The organism is Paractinoplanes atraurantiacus (assembly GCF_900215205.1).
In the GTDB taxonomy this organism is placed as follows: domain Bacteria; phylum Actinomycetota; class Actinomycetes; order Mycobacteriales; family Micromonosporaceae; genus Actinoplanes; species Actinoplanes atraurantiacus.
Genome location: NZ_OBDY01000015.1, coordinates 1 through 21,238, shown reverse-complemented (window position 1 = coordinate 21,238; position 21,238 = coordinate 1). Strand labels below are relative to the sequence as shown.

18 protein-coding genes are annotated in these 21,238 nt (G+C 70.1%); 9 read left to right on the top strand and 9 right to left on the bottom strand.

The annotated features are described in order from the left end of the window. Window positions 1-507 precede the first annotated feature (507 nt). Together CRP55_RS28930 and CRP55_RS28925 are read left to right on the top strand one after the other, a co-directional pair. Window positions 508-5,295 carry a PDDEXK-like endonuclease domain-containing protein gene (locus CRP55_RS28930; protein ID WP_179855374.1) on the top strand — a complete coding sequence of 1,596 codons (4,788 nt, stop codon included), beginning with the start codon at window positions 508-510 and terminating at the stop codon, window positions 5,293-5,295. Between the two features lie 159 nt (window positions 5,296-5,454). Next, window positions 5,455-6,165, top strand: a complete 711-nt coding sequence (locus CRP55_RS28925; protein WP_179855373.1) for an ATP-binding protein — start codon at window positions 5,455-5,457, stop codon at window positions 6,163-6,165. Window positions 6,166-6,169: 4 nt separating this feature from the next. Here the strand turns inward: CRP55_RS28925 and CRP55_RS28920 are convergent, their stop codons facing one another. The 6 genes from CRP55_RS28920 to CRP55_RS28895 all read right to left on the bottom strand — a co-directional run bounded on the left by CRP55_RS28920 (window position 6,170) and on the right by CRP55_RS28895 (window position 13,448). Next, window positions 6,170-7,582, bottom strand: a complete 1,413-nt coding sequence (locus CRP55_RS28920) for an NAD(P)/FAD-dependent oxidoreductase (RefSeq protein WP_097323317.1) — start codon at window positions 7,580-7,582, stop codon at window positions 6,170-6,172. Window positions 7,583-7,699: 117 nt separating this feature from the next. Continuing rightward, complete coding sequence (locus CRP55_RS28915) at window positions 7,700-8,806, bottom strand: glycoside hydrolase family 53 protein (protein WP_097323316.1); 1,107 nt, start codon at window positions 8,804-8,806, stop codon at window positions 7,700-7,702. Between the two features lie 446 nt (window positions 8,807-9,252). After that, window positions 9,253-10,272: a LacI family DNA-binding transcriptional regulator gene (locus CRP55_RS28910; protein ID WP_245923442.1), complete on the bottom strand. Its 1,020-nt coding sequence runs from the start codon at window positions 10,270-10,272 to the stop codon at window positions 9,253-9,255. A 14-nt stretch (window positions 10,273-10,286) separates the two neighbouring features. Then, window positions 10,287-11,186 carry a carbohydrate ABC transporter permease gene (locus CRP55_RS28905; RefSeq protein ID WP_097323313.1) on the bottom strand — a complete coding sequence of 300 codons (900 nt, stop codon included), beginning with the start codon at window positions 11,184-11,186 and terminating at the stop codon, window positions 10,287-10,289. A 2-nt stretch (window positions 11,187-11,188) separates the two neighbouring features. Further along, the gene (locus tag CRP55_RS28900) at window positions 11,189-12,100 is read right to left on the bottom strand and encodes a carbohydrate ABC transporter permease (RefSeq protein WP_097323311.1); all 912 of its coding nucleotides are present in this window, start codon (window positions 12,098-12,100) and stop codon (window positions 11,189-11,191) included. 49 nt (window positions 12,101-12,149) lie between these two features. Next, the gene (locus CRP55_RS28895) at window positions 12,150-13,448 is read right to left on the bottom strand and encodes an ABC transporter substrate-binding protein (RefSeq protein WP_245923441.1); all 1,299 of its coding nucleotides are present in this window, start codon (window positions 13,446-13,448) and stop codon (window positions 12,150-12,152) included. A gap of 172 nt (window positions 13,449-13,620) precedes the next feature. Here CRP55_RS28895 and CRP55_RS28890 point away from each other — a divergent pair, with 172 nt between their 5' ends. Both CRP55_RS28890 and CRP55_RS28885 read left to right on the top strand, forming a co-directional pair. Beyond that, window positions 13,621-15,804: a beta-galactosidase gene (locus CRP55_RS28890; protein ID WP_245923440.1), complete on the top strand. Its 2,184-nt coding sequence runs from the start codon at window positions 13,621-13,623 to the stop codon at window positions 15,802-15,804. Window positions 15,805-15,855: 51 nt separating this feature from the next. Beyond that, window positions 15,856-16,221, top strand: a complete 366-nt coding sequence (locus tag CRP55_RS28885; protein WP_143234961.1) for a hypothetical protein — start codon at window positions 15,856-15,858, stop codon at window positions 16,219-16,221. Here CRP55_RS28885 and CRP55_RS28880 read toward each other — a convergent pair. Beyond that, a complete protein-coding gene (locus CRP55_RS28880; RefSeq protein WP_097323306.1) occupies window positions 16,218-16,550 on the bottom strand; it encodes a helix-turn-helix domain-containing protein in 333 nt (110 codons plus the stop codon). The genes CRP55_RS28885 and CRP55_RS28880 overlap by 4 nt on opposite strands. Window positions 16,551-16,796: 246 nt before the next feature. Here CRP55_RS28880 and CRP55_RS28870 point away from each other — a divergent pair, with 246 nt between their 5' ends. The 4 genes from CRP55_RS28870 to CRP55_RS53290 all read left to right on the top strand — a co-directional run bounded on the left by CRP55_RS28870 (window position 16,797) and on the right by CRP55_RS53290 (window position 18,628). After that, the gene (locus tag CRP55_RS28870; RefSeq protein WP_097323303.1) at window positions 16,797-17,318 is read left to right on the top strand and encodes a GrpB family protein; all 522 of its coding nucleotides are present in this window, start codon (window positions 16,797-16,799) and stop codon (window positions 17,316-17,318) included. Window positions 17,319-17,382: 64 nt separating this feature from the next. After that, the gene (locus tag CRP55_RS28865) at window positions 17,383-18,369 is read left to right on the top strand and encodes a DUF3500 domain-containing protein (RefSeq protein ID WP_245923439.1); all 987 of its coding nucleotides are present in this window, start codon (window positions 17,383-17,385) and stop codon (window positions 18,367-18,369) included. After that, complete coding sequence (locus CRP55_RS55000; protein ID WP_245923438.1) at window positions 18,335-18,472, top strand: DUF3500 domain-containing protein; 138 nt, start codon at window positions 18,335-18,337, stop codon at window positions 18,470-18,472. The genes CRP55_RS28865 and CRP55_RS55000 overlap by 35 nt, the downstream gene beginning before the upstream one ends. A 3-nt stretch (window positions 18,473-18,475) precedes the next feature. Then, the gene (locus tag CRP55_RS53290) at window positions 18,476-18,628 is read left to right on the top strand and encodes a hypothetical protein (protein ID WP_179855372.1); all 153 of its coding nucleotides are present in this window, start codon (window positions 18,476-18,478) and stop codon (window positions 18,626-18,628) included. Here CRP55_RS53290 and CRP55_RS28860 read toward each other — a convergent pair. Further along, the gene (locus CRP55_RS28860) at window positions 18,625-18,993 is read right to left on the bottom strand and encodes a VOC family protein (RefSeq protein WP_097323302.1); all 369 of its coding nucleotides are present in this window, start codon (window positions 18,991-18,993) and stop codon (window positions 18,625-18,627) included. The genes CRP55_RS53290 and CRP55_RS28860 overlap by 4 nt on opposite strands. 20 nt (window positions 18,994-19,013) lie before the next feature. After that, window positions 19,014-19,673 (bottom strand): Bax inhibitor-1/YccA family protein, encoded by a 660-nt coding sequence (locus CRP55_RS28855; protein WP_097323301.1) that lies wholly within the window; start codon window positions 19,671-19,673, stop codon window positions 19,014-19,016. Window positions 19,674-19,751: 78 nt separating this feature from the next. Between CRP55_RS28855 and CRP55_RS28850 the strand changes: the two genes are divergently transcribed. Further along, window positions 19,752-20,918: a TetR/AcrR family transcriptional regulator gene (locus CRP55_RS28850; RefSeq protein WP_097323300.1), complete on the top strand. Its 1,167-nt coding sequence runs from the start codon at window positions 19,752-19,754 to the stop codon at window positions 20,916-20,918. The last annotated feature ends 320 nt before the right edge of the window (window positions 20,919-21,238 follow it).

Genomic DNA, 21,238 nt, shown 5'->3' with positions numbered 1-21,238 from the left:
GGTCGCTGCGGTCCAGCTCGGGTGGCTGCGGGTCGCTGCGGTCCAGCCCGGGTGGCCACCGGTCGCTTCCAACTATTCAGGCGCGCTTCGCACCGCTCGTCGCCCGGTCCGCTCGGGGCCTGCGACCTGCCCCGGCCCACCGCGATCCTGATCGGGAGAAGGGGGTTGATGTCGGTGGGCTGCGCGGCTGGGGTGGCTGGAGCCGGGGCTGGGGGTGAGCTGCGCGGCTGGGGTGGCAGGGAGCCGGGGCGGGGGGTGAGCTGTGCAAGCAAGGACTGGGTGGGCAAGGGCTGGGTGGCCACGGGCTGGGTGGGCAAGGGCTGGGTGGGCAAGGGATGAAGGAGCTGCGCCGGCAAGGGTGGTGGGTAGCGGTGCGACGGCAGGGTCGCTTTTCAGGGGTGGCTTGGTGTATCGGTGGGAAGGCGGGTAACGGCGATATCGTAAATATCCGGAAGTATGCGGCCAAATGACCAGCGTGACAGCCGTTCGGTTGCTGGAATTGAGGGCATGTGGCCGGAGTCTGAAGTTGAAGCGAGCGGATTACCGGGTGCCGAGGTCAGGAGTGCCCTCGAGACCTGGCGCTCGGGCCTGGTCGATCTGACCGGCGCCAACCCGCTCCTCAACTTCGCCCGGATCGCCGCGAGCTCGGTCGAGATCACCGGGCCGTCGCCGAAGGCGATCGTCAAGGTCCTTCAGGAGGGCAGCGGCTACGCCTTCGAGAACGACGGGTCGGCGCACGTTCTGCGCACCGATCTGCCCGACGAGGTGCTCGGCGCGCTGCTGCACCGCTTCTACCGGCGCTCCCGGGCCGAGCTGCAGGACCGTGGCGTCTCGCCGCTCTATCTCGGCGTCGGCATGATGCACTGGTCGGACGACGACGGTTCGCCGTACGAAAGCCCCATTCTTCTGATCCCGGTCGAGATCGATCCGGCCGGGCCCAAGCTGGTCGCCCGCCCCGAGGACCCGATCGTCAACCCGGCCCTGGTGATCCGGATGGCCGACCTCGACATCGAGATCCCCGAGATCAACTCGCTGGCCGAGCTGGACGTGACAGTGCTCTGGGCCAAGGTCGACGTGGCCATCGGGGAGCGCCGCGGCTGGTACGCCGACGAGACCGTGGTTCTCGCGTGCTTGAGCGTGCACCGCGAGGCGATGTACTACGACCTCTACGAGAACGAGCCGCACATCGTCGAGCACCCCGTCGTGCGGGCGCTGGCCACCCACGACGCCGACCGGGCGTTCGCCTTCGAGCCGATCGCGCCGGAGAAGATCGACCAGGTCGCCCCGCCCGAGGACGTGCCGCTGCTGCTCGACGCCGACGCCTCCCAGCGGGTGGCCGTCGCCGCCGCGCTGGCCGGGCACAGCTTCGTGCTCGACGGGCCGCCCGGCACCGGCAAGTCGCAGACCATCGCCAACATCGTCGGCGGCCTCATGCACGCCGGCAAGCGGGTGCTGGTCGTCTCGGAGAAGGCGGCCGCCCTCGACACCGTGCAGCGCCGCCTCACCGAGGCCGGCCTGGGCAACTATCTGCTCGCCCTGCACAGCAACCTGGTCGGCCGGCGCGAGGTGGCCACCGCCCTGGCCGCCTCGCTCGAGACCGACCCGCCGGCGCTGGCGACCATGGACCCGATCGACCGGCGGGCGGTCCGGGAACGGCGGGAGCGGCTCAGCGCGTACGCCGAAGCCCTCAATCGCGTTCGTCAGCCGCTCGGCCGGAGCCTGTTCGACGTGCTGGGCGTCTGCACCCGGCTGCTGGACGCGCCGGCCGCACCGGTCGCGACGATCAACCCGCAGGATCTGACCGCCGAGTCGGTCTATCGCATCCGCGACGCCGTGGCCCGGCTCGGGCGGGTGAGCAGCGAGAGCTACCTGTGGCGGGAGGCGACCGACCGCGAGCCGCTCGACGGCCGGCTGCGCCAGGCCCTGACCTCACTGACCAAGCTGGCCGAGGCGGTGATCGCCAACTCGACCCTGGCCGACGCGTTCGACCTGCACGAGCCGGCCGGCGCGGCCAAGCTGGCCGCCCTGGCCGGGCACGCCGCCAAGCGGCCACCCAAGGTCGAACAGGAGTGGCTGACCATCGAGAGCCTGGCCCCGGTGCAGAAGGCGGCCACGGACCTCACCCACCACCTGGCCGCGCTGCGCTACGGCGGCATCCCGTGGGCCGAGCTGCCGTCGGCCGAGGACCTGACCGGCGTGCCGGACCTCTCCGAGCTGGTGCCCGAGGCGGTCGACCTGGGCCCGCTCAACGCCGCCCAGGCCGACCACCTGGCCAACAAGTTCGCCGAGGAGGCCGACCGCCTGGAGAGCCGGCACGAGAGCATGGACCGGGTCACGGCCCGGCTCGGCCTGCCCAACGTGGTCACCTTCCCCGACTCGGCCCGCGTCATCACCATCGCCGACCTGATCGGCCGCGAGCACAAGCCGGAGGCGGCCTGGTTCGAGCCGGGCGGCATGGCCAAGGCGCACGCCGCCGTCCGGGCCCTGCGGCTGGCGGTGGAGGCGGTCGCCGAGACCGAGGTCCAGGCCCGGCTGCACTTCAGCGAGGAGGTGCTCAACGAGCCGGTCACCGAGATCGCCGACCGGCTGACCCGGCACCGCGGCCCCCGCAAGCTGCTGCGGCCGTATCGCCGGGCCAAGGACGCCGCTGTCGAGGCGGCCCGGCCCGAGGTCAAGCCGGCCGAGGCGATCGCCAACGTCGAGGACGCCGCCGCCTGGAAGCAGGCCCTGGAGGACCTGGCCGACGCCGAGGCCGAGCACGCCGAGATCCTCGGACGGCACTGGAACGGCCGCGACACCGACTTCGCGGCCATCCAGGACGCCCTGCACAACGCGGACGAGGTGATCCGCGAGGTGCCGGCCGACGCGCTGCCGGCGGTCACCGTGCACGTCTGCGCGCCGAGGCCGAACAGCGCCCTGCTGCGCATCGTGGGCGAGGCCCGCGACGAGTTCACCCGCTTCCGCACCACGCTGCGGCCGTCGCCGGCCCGCGCGCCCCGCCCCGAGCTGGGGGAGGGCCCGATCGCCGACGCGGTCACCTGGCTGCGCGCGCACATCGCCCCGCTGCACGCGGCGGCCGAGATGATCCGCGCCTACAGCGTGCCCACCGGCCGCGACCTCACCCTGACCGAGGCCCGCGAGATCGCCGCCCAGCGGCAGAAGGCCACCGACGCCGAGACCGCGATCTGGGCCGACGCCGCCGCCCACGCGGCCGTGCTCGGCTCGGTCTACCGGGGCACCAAGACCGACGACGAGGTGATGAACGAGATCGTCGCGTGGACCGCGCACGCCCGGCGGGTGCTCACTGGCGAGGACGCCCCGCTCAGCCCCGGCCAGGCTCACGCCCTGATGGAGGCCCACCCGACCGAGGGCCTGCCGGCCGCGGTGGCCGGCTGGGAGTCGGCCCGCGGCCAGGTGCTCGACGCGTTCGGCCCGGCCCGCCACGGCGAGCTGGTCGACCGGCTGGGCGACTACGACAACGCCCGCGACCTGCTGGTCGAGCTGCTGCACGACACCGAGGGGCAGCACGAGTGGTTCCGCCACCAGGACGCGCGCAGCGTGCTCGTGGATCACGGACTGGCCGGCGCCCTCGACTACTGCGCGGCCGAGGACATCTCGGTGGAGCATGTGTGGCCCGTACTGGAAAGGGCTCTGCTCCGCGGTTGGGCCGACGCCGTGATCCGGGACGACCCCGGGCTGCACCCGTCGTCGGCCGAGGAGCGCACACACATCGTCGAGGTGTTCCGGCTGCTCGACAACGAGCTGACCGCGGCCGCGCTGGCCGACATCGTCTACGCCGTGGAGGCCCGGCGCCCGTCGTCGTCGGCCACCGGCGAGCCGGGCATCCTGCGCCGCGAGGGCAACAAGCAGTCCGGCCACCTGGCCGTGCAGGAGCTGCTGGCCCAGGCCCGGCACTCGGTGCAGGCGCTCAAGCCCTGCCTGCTCATGTCGCCGCTCGCGGTCAGCCGCTACCTGCCGCCCGAGATGGAGTTCGACATGGTCATCCTGGACGAGGCGTCGCAGGTGACCACGGCCGACGCGATCAACTGCATCTACCGCGGCGACGCGCTCGTGGTCTCCGGCGACCACCAGCAGCTGCCGCCCACCTCGTACTACGACCGGGTCGAGGACGACGTCACCGACTTCCCGTCCATCCTCGAGCTGGCCCGCGACACCTTCCCGGTGCTGCACCTGACCTGGCACCACCGCAGCAGCCACGAGGCGCTGTTCGCCTTCGCCGACCTCGCCTACTACCACGGCCGGCTGGTCAGCCTGACCCGCGCCTATCCGCAGGAGCCGGACCACGGCGTCGAGATGTACCTGGTGGACGGCGTCTACCGGCGGCAGACCACCTCGGACAACCCGATCGAGGCGGACGCGGTGGCCGAGCGGGTGCTGCACCACTACACGACCCGGCCCGGGCAGACCTGCGGCGTGGTGACGCTGTCGGTGGCCCAGGCCGACGCGATCGACGACGCCGTGCGCCGGGCGGTGGCCGAACGGCCCGACCTGGAGCACTTCTTCACCGACGACGACCGGCTCACCGGCTTCTTCGTCAAGAGCCTGGAGGCCGTGCAGGGCGACGTCCGCGACGTGATCATCCTGTCCGTCGGCTACGGCTACGACGAGAACGACAAGATCAGCACGAACTTCGGCGCGCTCAACCGGTCGATGGGCTGGCGCCGCCTCAACGTGGCCATCACCCGCGCCTCACGCCGCATCGAGGTCGTCTCCTCGATCCGCTCGGGCGACGTCCCGGACATGGGCAACGAGAGCGTGCGTCATCTCAAGGCCTATTTGGAGTACGCCGAGAGGTCCGCCGCCACACTCGGGCGCGACATCGCCGATCGCGAGGACGCGTCGCCGTTCGAGGACACGGTGTCGGCCGCGCTGCTCGATTGGGGCTATCGCGTACGGCGTCAGGTCGGCGCCGCCGGGCACTGGATCCCGCTGGCCGTGCTGCACCCGGGACAGGAGAAGGACGTCTTCGCGCTCGGCATCGAGTTCGACGGCCCCGAGTACGCCCGGGTCCCGTCGGCCCGCGAGCGCGACCGGCTGCGCGACGAGGAGCTGCGCGAGCTGGGCTGGCATGTGCACCGTGTCTGGTCGGTGGCCTGGTATCAGGACCCGGCGGCCGAGCGGGAGCGGCTGCGGCTGGCCATCGAGCGGGCGCTGGCCGACCCGGTCGGCGTCGACCAGTTGGCGGCGCCGGCGCCCACCCCGTACCGCGCGATCTCGGGCGAACTGCTGCCGGCGGTTCACTCAGAAGAGGACGTACCACTAACGAGTGAATAGCCGGTATTCGCGCATGGTGATCTCTTCGCCGGGTAGGCGTGCCCGTTCATGTACACGTGTCGTTGGCCTGTCATGCGCGCACGCCATCCGTTCGCCCGCCGCACCGTCAGAGAAGGCCGAGTAGCGGTCACGGCGGACGTCGACAACGTTGTCACTACCGTGACCGTGCGGGGATCATGGGGCCGGTCGCTGAGCCGGGACGCCTTCCTGGCCCTCAAGAAATCCCTCGGCGCCCACCCGGACGCGGTGATCATCGACCTCTGCGACCTCGACGATCCGCACGCGGCCAGCGCCCTCACCTGGATCACGGCCCGCCGGGTGGCCGACGCCATGGACCCGCCCGTGCACGTGGTCGCCTGCGCACCGCCGGCGAGCGTGCTGGCCGACCGGCTGGAACGGCTCGGCGCGGCGTACTACCTGCCCACCTACGCCGACCTCACTCTGGCCCGGGCCGCGGCCACCACCGCCCGCCCGCACACCGACCAGCGGCGCCTGGCCCTGCCGCCGGAACCGGACACGCCCTCACTGGCCCGCAACCTGGTCACCGACGCGTGCGCGGCCTGGCGCCTGCCCGGCGAGGTCCTCTACCCGGCCCGGCTCGTGATGAGCGAGCTCGCCGGCAACGCGGTGGAACACGCCCGTACACCAATAGTGGTTGTCGTTCTGCGCCGCGACGAAGGCCTGCACCTGGTCGTCAACGACCGCGACCCGCGCCTGCCCACCCTGCTCCCGGCGCCGAAAGAGCCGCCGGGCGACCTGTGGAACGCCCGCGGCCAGGGGCTGCGGACCGTCCAGGCGGCCTCGGCGGCATGGGGAGCACTGCCGACAGCGGAAGGGAAGATGGTCTGGGCGACCATCTTCCCCTCGTGACCGGCTAACGCTTGGCTGACACCTTCTCCGGCTCGACCTGCGTCGTCGAGATCTCGTCGGCCGGCGGCGCGTCGTCCAGTCGGGCCCGCTCGAACGGGTTGCCGTACTCGTACATGGCCTTTCTCGCGAAGGCCTGCTGCTCGGTGGCCACCCGCTCGGAGCGGCCGCGGCCCAGGAAGCTGACCGCCCAGTGCAGCACCGTTGTGAAGCGGTTTTTGAAGCCCACCAGGTAGAACACGTGGACCACGAGCCACATCACCCAGGCGAAGAAGCCCGCCAGGCGGATCTTGCTGCCGATGCTGGCGACCGCGGAGAACCGCGAGATCGTCGCCATGCTGCCCTTGTCGAAGTACTTGAACGGCTCGCCCGGCGGCTTGCGGCGCAGCCGGCCCTTGATGGTCTGACCGGCGTACTTGCCGCCCTGGATGGCGACCTGCGCGACACCCGGCAGCGGGCGCCCGGTCGACGGGTCGTTCAGGTTCATCATGTCGCCCAGCACGAAGATCTCCGGGTGGCCCGGCACCGTCAGATCGGGGTTGACCATGATGCGCCCGGCCCGGTCGACCTCGGCCCCCGTGGCCGCCGCGATCTTGCGAGCGAGCGGGGGAGCGGACACACCGGCCGCCCACACCTTGGTCATCGACGGGATGCGCTGGTGACCGCGCTCCGACTCGACCTCGATGCCGGTGCGGTCGACGTTGACCACCTTGGTGTTCAGCTCGACCTCGACGCCCATCTTGTGCAGCTGGGCCAGCGCCCGCGTCGACAGATGGTCGCCGAACGTGTTCAGCACCGCGCCCACGGCGTCGATCAGGATGATGCGGGCCCGGCGCGGGTCGATGTGCTTGTACTGCCCCGGCAGGTTGCGGTGGGCCAGCTCGGCGATCTGACCGGCCATCTCGACACCGGTCGGCCCGGCGCCCACGACCACGAAGGTCAGCCAGCGCTCCTTCGCCTCGTCGTCCTCCTGGAGGTCGGCGATCTCGAAGGCGCCGAAGATCTTGGCGCGCAGCTCGAGCGCGTCGTCGATGCTCTTCATGCCGGGCGCGTTGTCGGCGAAGTGGTCATTGCCGAAGTACGACTGCGAGGCGCCCGCGGCCACGATCAAAGTGTCGTACTCGACCGTGTAATTGATGCCGGGGCCGGCAACAGAAATGATCTTGTTGTCGGTGTCGACGCTCTCGGCCCAGCCGAGCTTGACGTCGACGTTCTCCTGGCCCCGCAGGACCTCACGGATCGGGGGTGCGATCTCCCCCTCGGACAGGACGCCGGTGGCCACTTGGTAGAGCAAAGGCTGGAACAAGTGGTACGCGGTGCCGTTGATGAGCGTGATGTCGACGTTGGCATTGCGCAGCGCCTTGATCGCGAAAAGACCCCCGAAGCCGGCGCCGATCACTGCCACCCGATGCCGCTGCATTGACACTCCCTCGGTGCTCGGTGACTCGTCTAGTAGAGCACCCTGAACAGGCTCAGTATGCCGTGAGAACCGACACTGTGGAGCGCCCGGCGCAAACTGCCCGCCGGGCGCCGATCATCAGCTTGCCCAGCGCAGCGAGGGATTAACCCGGCCGCTCCAGTCGAAAATGGCCATGTTGTCCCACCCGTCCCCGGTACCGTTGATGTTGGCGGGGTCCCATCCGTTGCCCTTGATGGCGTACCAGGTGGGCTCCCAATAGAAGACGCCCACGGCGCCGGCGTTGCGCGCCGTGTTCTGCACCCACGTGAACTGCTGCGCCTGGCCGGCCCACGTCGCCGGGATGTTGTCGCAGAGGACCGTGCCCGGGATCGAGTTCTTCTCGCTGTCGGCGTCGGCGGTGGTGAACTGGTACGCGGTCTCGGCGATCACGACCGGCTTGCCGTAACGGGTGCGGACGTCGGTGATGACGTTGTAGAGGTTGGCCAATGAGCCATGCCACATGCAGTAATACGAGAGCGCGGTGACGTCCCAGGTCACGCCCTGGGCCCTGATGCCGTCGTAGAACCAGCGGGCATTGGCCATGCTGTCGGCGTCGGCCGTGTGGATCCAGACCTGGGTGGCGCTGTTGCAGGCCTTGACCGCGTTGTAGCCCTGCTTGAGCAGCGAGGCCAGCGGGGCGAAGTTGCTGCTGACCACTTGGCCGCGAGGCCACAGCATGCCGACGTTGATCTCGTTGCCGACCTGAATGCTGTCGGGGGTGGTGCCCTGCGCTTTCAGGGCGGTGCAGACGTCGTACGTGTAGTTGTAGACGTCGGACTGAAGCTGGATGAGGCTGTGCGAGGCCCAGGCGGCCGGCGGATATTGCTTGCCCGGGTCGGCCCAGGTGTCCGAGTAGTGGAAGTCGATCAGGAGCTTGAGGCCCTTGGCCTTGATCGACTTGGCCTGCTGGAGGACCTTGGCCTTGTTGTTGTAACCGCTGGCCGGGTTGTTCCAGATGCGCAGGCGGGCGTAGTTGGCGCCGGCCGACTTCAGGATGTCGTACGGGTCGGCGGCGGCGCCGGCCGCGTTGTAGTACTTGCCGCCGAGGTCGAGGGTCCGCTGCAGCGAGGACACGTCGGCGCCCAGCATGGTGAGGGTGTTGGCGGCGCTGGCCGGGGCGGGGGTGAGCGTCGCGACGACCGCCAGGACGACGGCGATCACCGCGGCGCGCGGGGACGGTTTCATGTATCGCTCCTTCACGACGAAGGGGACGGGCCGGCGCCCGGGAGCGGACGCCGGATCGGTGCCGTGGAGCGGTGGGAGCTGTGAGCGCCCGGTGGGGCGGTGAGCGCGGCAGCGCCCGGTGGAGCCGAAAAATCAGGAAAAGTAGGGCGGCGGTTCAGGCCGACCGCCGAGGCGGCCGTCAGGCCGGCGGTCAGATGGGTCGTGGGCGGCGGGCGCCGGTGAATACGAAAAATCAGGAAATGTCGACGAATCGATCGGCCGACGGCCGAGGGGAGCGTCCGGCCAGGGGTTGTGCGGTCCGTCGGTGGCGGTTGGGGCGGGCTGTTGGCGGCGGTGGGGCGGGCTGTTGGCGGCGGTGGGGCGGGTTGTTGGCGCGGTTAGGCAGGCTGGCGGCGGCGGCGGCGAGGTGGGCTGTTGGCGGCGGTCAGGCAGGCTGATGGCGGCGGTCAGGCGGGTGACGAGGCGCGGATGACCAGGGTTGTCGGCACGGTGATGGACAGGGGGGTCCGGCCGGCTATGACGTCGGTGAGGAGGCGGACCATTTCGTCGGCTACGCGGTCCAAGGGGTGGCGGACCGTGGTCAGTGGGGGCTCGGTGGTGGCGGCCAGGCCCGAGTCGTCGAAGCCGACCACGCGGACGTCACCGGGGACGTCGCGGCCGGCCTCGCGCAGCACCCGCAGGGCGCCGTCGGCCATGGCGTCGGAGGCGGCGAAGACGGCGTCCAGGTCCGGCGCGAGGGACAGCAACCGGCGCATGGCGGCGGCTCCGGAGTCGCGGCTCCAGTCGCCGTGGGCTATGCGGGCCGGCTCGATCGTGACGCCGTGGCTGATCAGGGCGTCGTGGTAGCCCTGGAGGCGGTCGACGCCGCCGGCCGTGTCCTGGGGGCCGGTGATCGTGGCGATGCGGGTGCGGCCGGCCGCGATCAGGTGCTCGACCGCGGAGCGGCCGCCGTTGCGGTCGTCGGCCATCACCGAGCTGATCACCTGTTCGTAGCCGAGGACGCGGCCGCAGGCCACGATCGGCACCTCGGCCCGCACCAGCTGGCTCAGCAGCGGGTCGCCCGAGTGCGGGGAGACCAGCAGGACGCCGTCGACGTGGCCGCCGGACAGGTAGGCGATCGTGCGGGCCCGTTCCTCCGGCGTCGAGGCGATCATGAGGATGAGGGTGAGCTCGCGGTCGGACAGCGCCTGGGCCACGCCGCGGAGCAGGACCGAGAAGTTCGGGTCGTCGAAGAGCAGGTGCTGCGGCTCGGTGAGCAGGAAGGCGATCGACCCGGACTTTCCGGTGGCCAGCGAGCGGGCGTGCGGGTTGGCCGTATATCCGGTGCGAGCGATCGCGTCGCGGACGGCCCGGGCCGCGTCGGGGCTGACCCACTCGCGGCCGTTCAGCACGCGGGAGACGGTGGCGTAGGAGACCCCGGCCTCGCGAGCGACGTCGCGGATGGTGGGCCGTTTGCGGGTCGGCACGTTGGGGATCATAGCTACGCCTTGACCGCGCCCGCGCCGAGGTCGACACGCCAGTAGCGCTGAAGGCCCAGGAAGAGCGCCACCAGCGGCACCACCGACAGCAGGGCGCCGGTGACCACCGACGTGTACATGGCGGGCTGGGTCGCGCCCTGGTTGAGCAGGCCGCTCAGGCCGACCGTGACCGGGAACAGCTTGTCGTCGCCGAGCATGATGAACGGCAGCATGTAGTTGTTCCAGATGGCCACGAACTGGAAGAGGAAGACGGTCACCAGGCCGGCCCGCATCATCGGCAGCACCACCCGGACGAAGGACCGCCAATCGCCGGCGCCGTCCATCCGCGCGGCCTCCAGCACCTCGTTGGGCACGGTGGCGGCGGCGAAGATCCGGCACAGATAGATGCCGTACGGGCTGATCATGCTGGGCAGGAGCACGGACCAGTACGTGTTCGTCATGCCGACCTTGGCCAGCAGCAGGTACTGCGGCACCGCGAGAATCACCGCGGGCACGAGCACCCCGGCCAGCACCAGGTTGAAGACGAACGACTTGCCGCGGAAGTCGTACTTGGCCAGGGCGAAGCCGGCCATCGCGGAGACCAGCGTCGAGGCGGCCGCGCCGACGCCGGCGAACAGCGCCGAGTTGGCCATCCAGCGCCAGTAGAGGCCGTCGCGGTAGCTGTTCAGGAAGCTGATGTTGTCGAACAGATGCGTGCTCGGCATGAACGTGAACGTGTTGAACAGCTCGCTGGCGCTCTTCGTCGAGGCGACCAAGACCCAGAGGACCGGCATCAAGCAGTACGCGGCCCCGAGCAGCAGCAGAATGGTGGCGGTCGGGCTCGTGCGCCGGTTTCGCTGCACCCGCGGGGCGACGGTGGCCGGGGCCTGAGCCGGTGCCACGGGGACGGTGGTGACAGCCATGGTCAGCTCTCCTGACTGAAGGCCCGCGAGCCGACGAGCTTGAGGAAGCCGTAGGAGATCACGAACGTGGCGAGCGCGATGATCACCGAGGTGGCCGCCGCGGCGTAGATGTCGTTGCGCACGAAGGCGTCCCGGTAGACCTTCATCAGCGGGGTCCAGGTGGTCGAGATGGTGTTGCTCAGCGGGCGCAGCGTCATCGGCTCGGCGAAGACCTGGAGCGTGGCGATGAGCGAGAACAGCGTGGTCATGACCAGCGACGGCCCGATGATCGGGATCTTGATGCGCAGGGCGATCGCGATGTCGCTGGCGCCGTCGATGCGGGCCGCCTCGAACAGGTCGGTGGGTATCGAGCGCAGCGCGGTGTAGAGCACGATCATGTTGAAGCCGGTGCCGCCCCAGATCGCGATGTTGGCCACCGAGTAGAGCACCCAGGAGGAGCTGAGCGCGTCCGGCGCGGTGATGCCGACCTTGTCCAGCACGTCGACGATGGGGCTGACCCGGGGCAGGTAGAGGAAGCCCCACAGCAGCGAGGCGATGACGGCCGGTACCGCGTACGGCAGGAAGATCGCCGTGCGGGCGAAGGTGCTCACGCGGGTGCGGCCGGCGTCGAGCAGCAGGGCCATGACCAGGGCCAGGCCGAGCATGCAGGGAACGACGATCAGGCCGTACGCTCCGACCCGCAGCACGCTCGGCAGGAACTCCGGGTCGGTCAGGGAGCGCGTGTAGTTCTCCAGTCCGGCCCAGATCTCGGTGCGGGAGCCGGCCCCGAGGCCGAGGCCGCTCACCTTGACGCGGCGGAGACTCAGATAACCCGCGTACAGGATCGGCGCCGCGAGGAAAAGACCGAAGAGCAGCAACGCGGGGGTGAGGAACAGGTAAGGGGCGCCGGACTTGCGGCGGGCGGTCGTTGTCATGGGGACTCCTTCGAGGCCGGGGCTCGGGTGAGCCCCGGCGCGAAAAACCTCAGCCGGCGACCTTGAAACCGGTGTTCTTCAGGTCGTCGACGGTGGCCTGCTGCATGGTGGTCAGCGCCCCGGCGAACTCGGTGGCCTTCTTGGACTCGGCGGCCTTACCGAACGCGTCGTTGTAGGACGAGTAGGCGACGTTGACGTTCGGCCCGTACGTGAAAGGCTTGGTGATCTTGCTGGCCTCGTCGGCGACGGAGTAGAAGTCGGGCTGGTTGCTGAAGAACGCCGGCGGCTCGGTCAGCGCGGCGCTGGAGTCGACGCTCGCGGGGTAGACGTTGGCGGTGCCGGCGAGCAGCTTGATCGCGGCCGGGTCGCTGTTGAGCCACTTGACGAACTCGGCGGCCTGGGCCTTGTGCTTGCTCTGCGAGGTGACGCTGGTGGCCGAGCCGCCCCAGTTGCCGGTGGCGGGCGACGCCGCATCCCACTGGGGGAGCTGGGCGACCTTCCACTTGCCCTTGGTCGAGGCGGCGTTGCCCTCGAGCACGCCCGGGCCCCAGACCGCTGAGAGCCAGCCGACCTGGGTGCCGTCGTTGAGGGCGGCGTTCCATTCGGGCGTGTACATCGGCTTGTTGTCGATGGCGCCCTCCTGCACGAGGCCGCCCCAGTAGTTCGCGACCTTCGTCGTGGTGGCGTCGTTGATGGCGACGCTCCACGAGTCGCCGTTCACGCCCCACCAGCTGGCCCCGGCCTGCTGGGAGAGCCCGGCGAACCAGCCCGGGTCGTTCGACGAGAACGTGCCGAGGAACTGCTTCGGGTTCGCCTTGTGGATCGTGCGTGCCGCGGCGGCGTACTCGTCCCAGGTCGTCGGGGGTTTGATCTTCAGCTTGTCCAGGACGTCGGCCCGGTAGTAGAACAGCATCGGGCCGGAGTCCTGCGGGACGCCGTAAAGGGCCTCGGAGCCCAGCGTGACGCTGGTCCAGGCGCCCTCGGGGAACTTGGACTTGAGGTCGCCGGCCTCCTTGGAGATGTCGGCGAGGGCGTCGGCCGAGACCAGGGTCGGGATCTTCTGATATTCGGCCTGCATGACGTCGGGGGCGCCGCTGCCGGCCTTGATGGCGGTGAGCAGCTTGGCCACGGCCGGGTCGCCGCCGTCCTGCTTGTTGACGGTGACCTGGATGTTCGGGTGCGTCGAGTTCCAGCCCTCGACGACCTTGTCCATGTTCGGGGCCCAGCTCCAGTAGGTGAGCGCGACCTTCTCGTCGCTTTTCGCCGGCTCGTCGTCGGAGCTGCCGCAGGCGCTGGTCATCAGAACCGCCGCGGCCAATGCCCCGGCGAGCAGGTGTGTCTTCTTCACGGGGGGTCCTCCTCGAATGGGACGCGCATCACTGCGCTGGCCCTGTGACCGGTTACAGTGCTGCTCCGTTGCGCGGATGTCAAGGGCTTGATTCCATCCCGTTAATCCGAGGTATCGTGCGTGCTCATCCGGCTGTGACCGGTTACAGATCCAGTTCGTTTTAGGAGTCGCCGTGCTGGTCGTCGCCCACCAACCCTGGTCATCGCCTCTGCGGCGGCCACGGATGAGCAACTCGGTCGACCGGCGGCCAGGGGTGTCGCTGACCAGCCGCTACCTGCTGCGGGACGGAAAGCCGGTGATCCCGGTGTCGGGGGAGTTGCACTACAGCCGGGTGCCCCGGTCGCGCTGGGTCTCCCGGCTTCGGCAGATGCGGGCGGGTGGGGTCACGGTTGTTGCTTCGTACGTCTTCTGGCTGCACCACGCCCCGGTTTTCGGCGCGCCCTCTTTCGCGGACAACCTCGACGTAGCCTCCTTTGTTCGGACATGTCGGTCTGAGGGCCTGGACGTCGTGTTGCGAATCGGGCCGTGGGTGCATGGGGAGAGTCGCAACGGGGGCTTCCCGGATTGGGTACAGGCGTCGCCGGTGCGGCATCGCACGGACGACCCCGCCTATCTGGCGCTGGTCGAAGAGTGGTTCGGGCAGCTGGGCTCGCAGGTGGCCGGGCTCGAGCTGCTCGGCATCCAGCTGGAGAACGAGCTCTACGACCAGCCCGGTCATCTGGTCACGCTCAAGCGCCTGGCCCGCGACGCCGGCATGTCCGCCCCGATCTGGACGGCGACCGCGTGGGGCGGCGCCGACCTGCCGGCCGAGGAGGTTCTGCCGCTGTACGGCGGTTACGGCGACGGCTTCTGGGTCGACGCCGACGCGCCCTGGGACCCGACGTTCCGCGACCACTACTTCTTCTCGCACGTGTGGGACGACCCGGGCATCGGCGCCGACCTGCGCCGGCCGTCGCTGGGTGCACCCCAACCCCGTACACCTTCACCCTGGTTTCCTCCTGCCACCTGCGAGCTGGGCGGAGGCATGGCCACGGCCTATCACCGGCGACCGCGCCCCTCGGCGCTGGACGTCGCCACGGTCGCCCACTGCAAGATCGGCAACGGCTCGGCCTGGCAGGGCTACTACATGTACGCGGGCGGCACGAACCCGTTCGCCGGCGCGCAGGAGTCCCACGCGACCGGATATCCCAACGACATGCCGGCGCTGGGCTACGACTTCCACGCCCCGATCGGCGAGGCCGGCCTGCTCGCCCCGTCGTCGGCCGAGCTGCGCCACCAGCACGCTTTCCTGGCGTCCTTCGGCGCGGCGCTGGCCGACATGCCGTCCACCCTGCCCGAGGTCCGCCCGTCCGGCGTCGAGGACTCGTCGACGATGCGGTTCGCCCTGCGCGGCAACGGCACGTCCGGCTTCCTGTTCCTGGCCTGGCACCAGCCGCATCACCCGCTGCCGACCTATCGCGGCGCCCAGTTCCAGGTCGGCTCCCTGGTGCTGCCCGCGTCTCCGGTCGACATTCCGCCCGGCACGCTGGCCCGGTGGCCGCTGCGCCACGGCCCCCTCGACTGGGCCACGGCGTCGGCCCTGACCGTCCTGCCCGGCGACACCCCGACGCTGGTCCTGCAGGAGACGGCCGGCGTGCCCTTCTCGTACTCGGCCGGCGGCACCGTCGCCACGGCGTCACCGTCCCTGTCCCCGATCCACCTGGACGGCCTCGACCTGCTGGTCCTGCCGGCCGCGCTGTCCGATGCGGTGTGGGTGAACGGCGACCGCCTGCTGCTCTCCGCCGACGAGCTCCGCTGGGGCCCGGACGGCCGCGTCGAGGCCCTGACCACGGCCGCCCACCCGTCGGTCCGCGTCTACGACCCCGTCGAGGGCGCCTTCGCCACCCTGCCGCTGCAGCCGTCCGGCGGCGTCGCGCTTTCGGTTCCTTCGACCCCTTCGCTCGTACGGGACCCCTCCACCACCGTGCCCGTCGCGTACGAGAAGTTCGACGGCCGCCAGTCAGCCCCCACGCCCGCGGTCTTCGACGAGCTGGCCGCCGTCTACCGCCTCGACGTGCCGTCGACCCCGGGCGCCGACCTGTTCCTGCGCATCGCCTGGTCCGGCGACGTGGCCGAGCTCCGCGTGAACGGCCGTCCGGTCACCGACCGCTTCTGGGACGGTTCCCCGTGGCTGATCAACCTGCCGGACCTGGGCTGGCACCCGGGCGCCGCCCTGACCTTGCACGTCCTGCCCTTGGCCGCGGGCTCCACGGTCGCCCTGCCCCGAGACGCCCGAGACCGCCTCCTGACCGCCGAAGGCCAACTCCTGTCGATCGACGAGGTGACCCTTTTCAGCCGCTCCACCTGGCACGAATGATGCGCCTCCTTGCCGTCCTGACCTGGCAATTTGCGGACCATGCAAGCTGTTGTGCGGAATGTGCAAGCGTCGCGGTTGTTGTCGCTGCTCCGCTCGCCGCTGCTCGCGTTGATGTATGGCCCGGTGGCGGTGATGGTGGACCTGCTCGTTCCGATCGGTGGCGTCGATGCGGCCTACATCTCCGGATCGTGGGCCGCGCGTCACGCCGGCCAGCCCGGCCCACCCCCGCGCGACGTCGACGACCTGGCCGCCGCCGCCCGAACCGCTGAGGGCCGCCTCGGCCGCGAGGTGAACGACCACCGCGTCTTCCCGGCGAACTGGCGGTCGGCGAACGATGATCCGTTCCTGACTTCGGTGCGTTCGCGCCCGCTCCAGCCCCTCCTCAAGGAAAGGGGCAGGAGCTGCCCCAGCATCTAGGCGACGTTGAGCTGGATGTTGCCGATTCGGGCGACGATGTCGAGGTGGCCGCCCAGGCCGGTGACGTAGGCCCGCAGGGTGTCGAGACTGACGGCGTCGCCGTTCTCGATCTGGCTGATGCGAGCCTGCGACAGGCCCGTCGCCTCGGCGAGCTGCACCTGGGTCAGTCCCAGCTGTTGACGGATCTCGGCCAATTGGGCGCCGCTCACGGAAGCGAGCATCTGCTCCCGCATCTGCTGACGATGGGCCACCCACTCGTCGCTGTCCCGGGTCGGGTCGATCGCTCGGGCTTTGGCCTTGACGTCACGCCAGTTGGTGGGTTTCGTCATGACTGCTCCTCTTGCTTCAGCGCTGCCAGGTGCTCTGTGAAACGGTCATCGGCCAAGGGAATCGCCTTGTGGTACCAAGCTTGCCATTGGCCAGACTTGTCGCCGGCCACGAGGAACCTTCCCAGAGCTGGCCCCCGGTCTGCCAAGAGTTCGATCGCCTCTTCTATCAGGTCGGCAGTGTTTGGGTCAGTTTGGCACCCCTTTTCGCGGGTCCCGCTGTGGGCGATGGTGCGGCAGGGTGGGGGCATGACGGATGAGCGGATTCATCTCGAGGACTATGACCCGGCCTGGGCTGAGCGGTTTGAGCTGGAGGCGAAGGCTCTCCGGGACGTGCTGGGGGAGCATGTCGTGGGTGGGGTGCACCATGTGGGGAGTACGGCTGTTCCGGGGCTGACCGCCAAGCCGATCATCGACATCATGGTGGGGGTTCGGAATCTCGAGTCGTCGCGGGTGTGTATCGAGCTGGTCGCGGGGCTCGACTATCTCTATGCGCCCTACCGTGAGGACGTCATGCACTGGTTCTGCAAGCCGGATCCGGCTCGGCGCACCCATCATCTGCATCTGGTTCCGGCGGGGTCGCGGAGGTACACCGATGTTCTGGCGTTCCGGGACTATCTGCGTGCCCATCCGGAAGCGGCCCGGCGGTACGAGGAGCTGAAAGTGGAGCTTGCCGCGCGCCACTCGGAGGACCGGGACGCGTACACCGAAGGCAAGAGCGCGATGGTCGCGGCGATCACGGATGACGCACGGCGGTGGCTTTCGCTGTAACAGCGATGAAGCGGCCTGGCCATCAATCGCGGACGCCGGATCGCACTGGTCTTAGATTGAGGCTATGACTGATTCTTCCCGGCGCGAAGTGGCGTCCGCGATGGCCGAGGCGGCAGTGTCGTGGCTGGACATGCTCGACGCGGCGCAGCGGGCCACCGCGACCGGGGAGATGGCCGGGGGAGAGCGGCTGCGCTGGTTCTACACGCCGACCGACCACGGCGGGCTCACCCTGCACGAGCAGCGGCCGGTGCAGCAGCGGGCGGCCATGAAACTGGTCGCCTCCGGGCTGACCCGGGCCGGATACGTCACGGTGGCCACGATCATCGGGCTGGAGAACGTGCTCGACCACACCGAGGGGTTCACGGCCCGCTTCGACCGGGAGCGGGGACGCGACCCAGGGCTGTACTACCTGCGGGTCTTCGGTTCGCCCGGCGACGGGGCGTGGGGGTGGCGGTTCGGCGGGCACCACGTGTCGCTGAACAACCTGGTCGTCGACGGGGAACTGGTCTCGTCGACGCCGTGCTTCATGGGGGCCGACCCGGCGGTCTCCCCGCTGCTCGGCGGGGCGGTCAACCGGCCGCTCGGGCAGGTGGAAGACCTGGCCCGCGAACTGGCGGTGTCGCTGGGCGAACCGGCGCTGCTGTCACCGAAGGCGCCCTCCGACCTGGTGACCGGTAACCGCAGCACGATCGCCGAGGGTGATCGGGTGATTCCGTTGGCCGGCATCTGGCGCTCCGACTTCGCCGACCCGGCCGAGTGGGCGAAGCTGCGGGCGGCGAGCGACGCGATCGACGCGGCGGCTGGATACGGGGATCGGGAGCACGAGGCGCTGGAATACACGGCGCAGCCCAAGGGGGTTCCCGGGGCCGCACTGTCGGCGGGGCAGCGCGACCTGCTCGAGAAGCTGGTCGGTACCTACTTCGATCGTGTGCCGGTCCCCACGGCGTACAACCTCGAAGAATTGCACTTCGCCTGGGCCGGCTCGACGGAACCGGGGGGCGCCGCACTATTACCGAGTGCAAGGCCCGCGCCTGCTGATCGAATGGGATAACACGCAGCGCGACGCCAACCACGCCCACTCGGTGTGGCGGGACCCGTCGAACGACTTCGGCCTGGACGTGCTCGCCGCCCACCGCTCTCGCCACCACCAATGACGAATGCCGAGCCGAGAAATCCTCGGCCACCGGCTGCCGCTCCTGGGCATCGACCGGCCCGGCCCCGACACGGTCATGCTCGACTACAGCGCGCCGGGCGAGCCCACAGTCGCCTACATAGGCTTCGTGTCCGACGAGGAGTACGAAGAGGGCTAGAGCGGGCGGTGCTCGATCAGGCCGACCAGGTTGTTCTCGGTGTCGCGGATGAAAGCGTGCACCTCCTCGGTGTTGGCGGGGCCGAGGGTGGCGTCGTGGTGGGTGAAGATGACGTGGGGCTCGGTTTCAATCGGGGTGCCGGAGGCTCGCAGGCGGTCGACGGTGGCGGTGACGTCGTCGACCAGGAAGTAGAGCAGGGCTGACGGGGCGCCTCGGTCCAGCAGCAGGCGCTGGCCGTCCAGGTCGAAGAAGACCAGGCCCGGAGGGTCGAAGGTGGCGGTGGGCGGGGCGCCGAGCAGGGCTGTGTAGAAGGCGGTGGCACGGTGGAGGTCGTCGGCGTGCTGGGCGATCTGGGCTGCTCTCATCGGAGCACCTTACGGCCGGGTCAGCGGCTGCCGCCCCGGAAGATGCGCAGGAAGAACAAGAAGACGTTCAGGATGTCCAGGAAGATGGCGGCGGCCAGCAGTGGGGCGGCCTCGATGTCGCGGGAGCGGCGCAGGCGCTGGAAGTCGAACATGATGAAACCGGCGAAGATGACAAGGCCGAGGATCGAGTAGATCAGCGAGCCGTACGGGATGTTGACGAAGATCAGCACGATGCCGAAGAGGATGAGGGCGAGCAGGGCCCAGAAACAGATGCGGGCCAGAGCGCTCAGGTCGCGCCGGGTGGCGTAGCCGGCGGCGCCGAAACCGGCCACGAACAACGCCGTGGCGGCGCCGGCCTGCCAGACGGCCTGGGGGTCGGTGGCGGCGTAGTAGACGATCGTGGGGGCGACCGCGACACCCATCAGCAGGCCGAACACGGCCAGCAGGCCGACCGTGGTCTGCCGCGACTTGCGCACGCTGAACTGCATGGCGATCAGGGCGGCGAACGCGCCCAGCCACGCGAGGAAGGCGCCGAGCCCGCCGATGTTGCGGCCCAGGTAGGCGCCGAAGGCGAACAGCGCGGTGGTCGCGGCGACGTAGCCCATCGTCTGGGCGAACAGGGTGCGGCCGCGGTCGCGGGCGGCGATCCCGGCCGGACGGTAGGCGTAGGTCTCATCCATGCCACCACTGTGAACCGGCTCGATCGTGCGGAAACCCTTCGCCAAGGATGAGGTACGCGTTGTGATTGACTAGGGCGCATGGCGGTGAGCGCGGGGGCGGCGACCACGAGGCCGCGCAACCGCAAGCAGCTCATCGTGGAGGCGGCGGGACAGGTCTTCAGCGAACGCGGCTACCACGCGGCGTCCATGGAGGAGATCGCGGCGAAGGTCGGGATCAGCGCGGCCGCGCTCTACCGGCATTTCCCCAACAAGTACGCGTTGTTCGCCGAGTGCGCCGACGTCATGGCCGACCGGCTGACGGCGGCGGTCGACGGGCCGCCGGCCGGCGCGAGCCTGACCGACGTGCTGGCCGCGCTGATCCGGGTCACGGTGGCGCACCGGGCCTCCGGCGGCCTGTACCGGTGGGAGGCGCGCTACCTTTCACGCGACGACCGCCGGAAGCTCCGCGTGAAGTTCGGGCACGTGGTCGACCGGATGACCGAGGTCGTGGGCCGCGAGTTCCCGCTGCCCGACGCGCGGCTGCGGGCCGGGGCGGCGCTCGGGGCGATCGGGTCGATCACCATGCACCACACGTCGACCGCGCAGCGCCGGATGGAGGAGCTGCTGCTGGCGGCGGCCCTGCGGGTGGCCGCCACCGATCCGGCGGCGGCGCCGGGAGACACGGCGGCGGTGGAGTTGCCGGCGCCGCCGGTTCCGCGGACGCGGCGGGCGGAGATATTGGTGGCGGCCGTTCCGTTGTTCGCCCGGGACGGGTTCGCCAACGTCACCAATGGGCAGATCGCGCAGGCGGTGGGGCTGGCGCCGTCGGCCATCTACCGGCACTATCCCGGCAAAGTCGACATCCTGGTGGCGGCGTGTCTCCAGGCGGCCGCGCTGCTCAGCCAGGCCGTCGACCGGAGCCTCGACCACACGGCCGATCCGCGGACCAGCGTCGACGCGCTGGTGCGGACCTATGTGGCGTACAGCTTCGAATACAACGCGCTCAACAGCGTGGCCGAAGCCGAGATCCGCGGCCTGCCGGACGATCTGCGGCGCCCCTTGATCGCCGCCCAGCGCGAGCACATCGCGGTGTGGGAGCAGCAGTTGCGGGCGGCCCGCCCCGAGCTCGACGCACGCCAGGCCCGCCTGCTGGTGCACGCGGGCTTCGGCGTGGTGGTCGAGGCCGGGCGCGCCCTCCGCTGGCAGAACACGCCCGCCCACCGCGACGCCGTGACGGCGCTGGCGACCGGGGCTCTGGCGCTCTGATCCCCCCACACCCCCGCACCCGTTACCTTTTTGATCGTCCCCAGCCGGGGGCTGCTCGGTCGCTCGGTCCGGTATGGCTTACCGCCCCTGTCGAACCAATGATCCGGGGGGTGTTGTCGCCGGGCCGGGTGGCGTCGGCGAGACCGCTGATAGGGACCCGGCCACCCGCCTGCGGGTAGGTCTCTCCGTAACGTGGCTGCCGGCAGTCCGACGCCTGATCAGCGGCCGAGCCCATGATGGACATCGTGGGAGATGAAGACGTGAGCGACGAGTACGGCGTATTCCTCGGCCTGGACGTCGGCAAGAGCGACCATCACGCG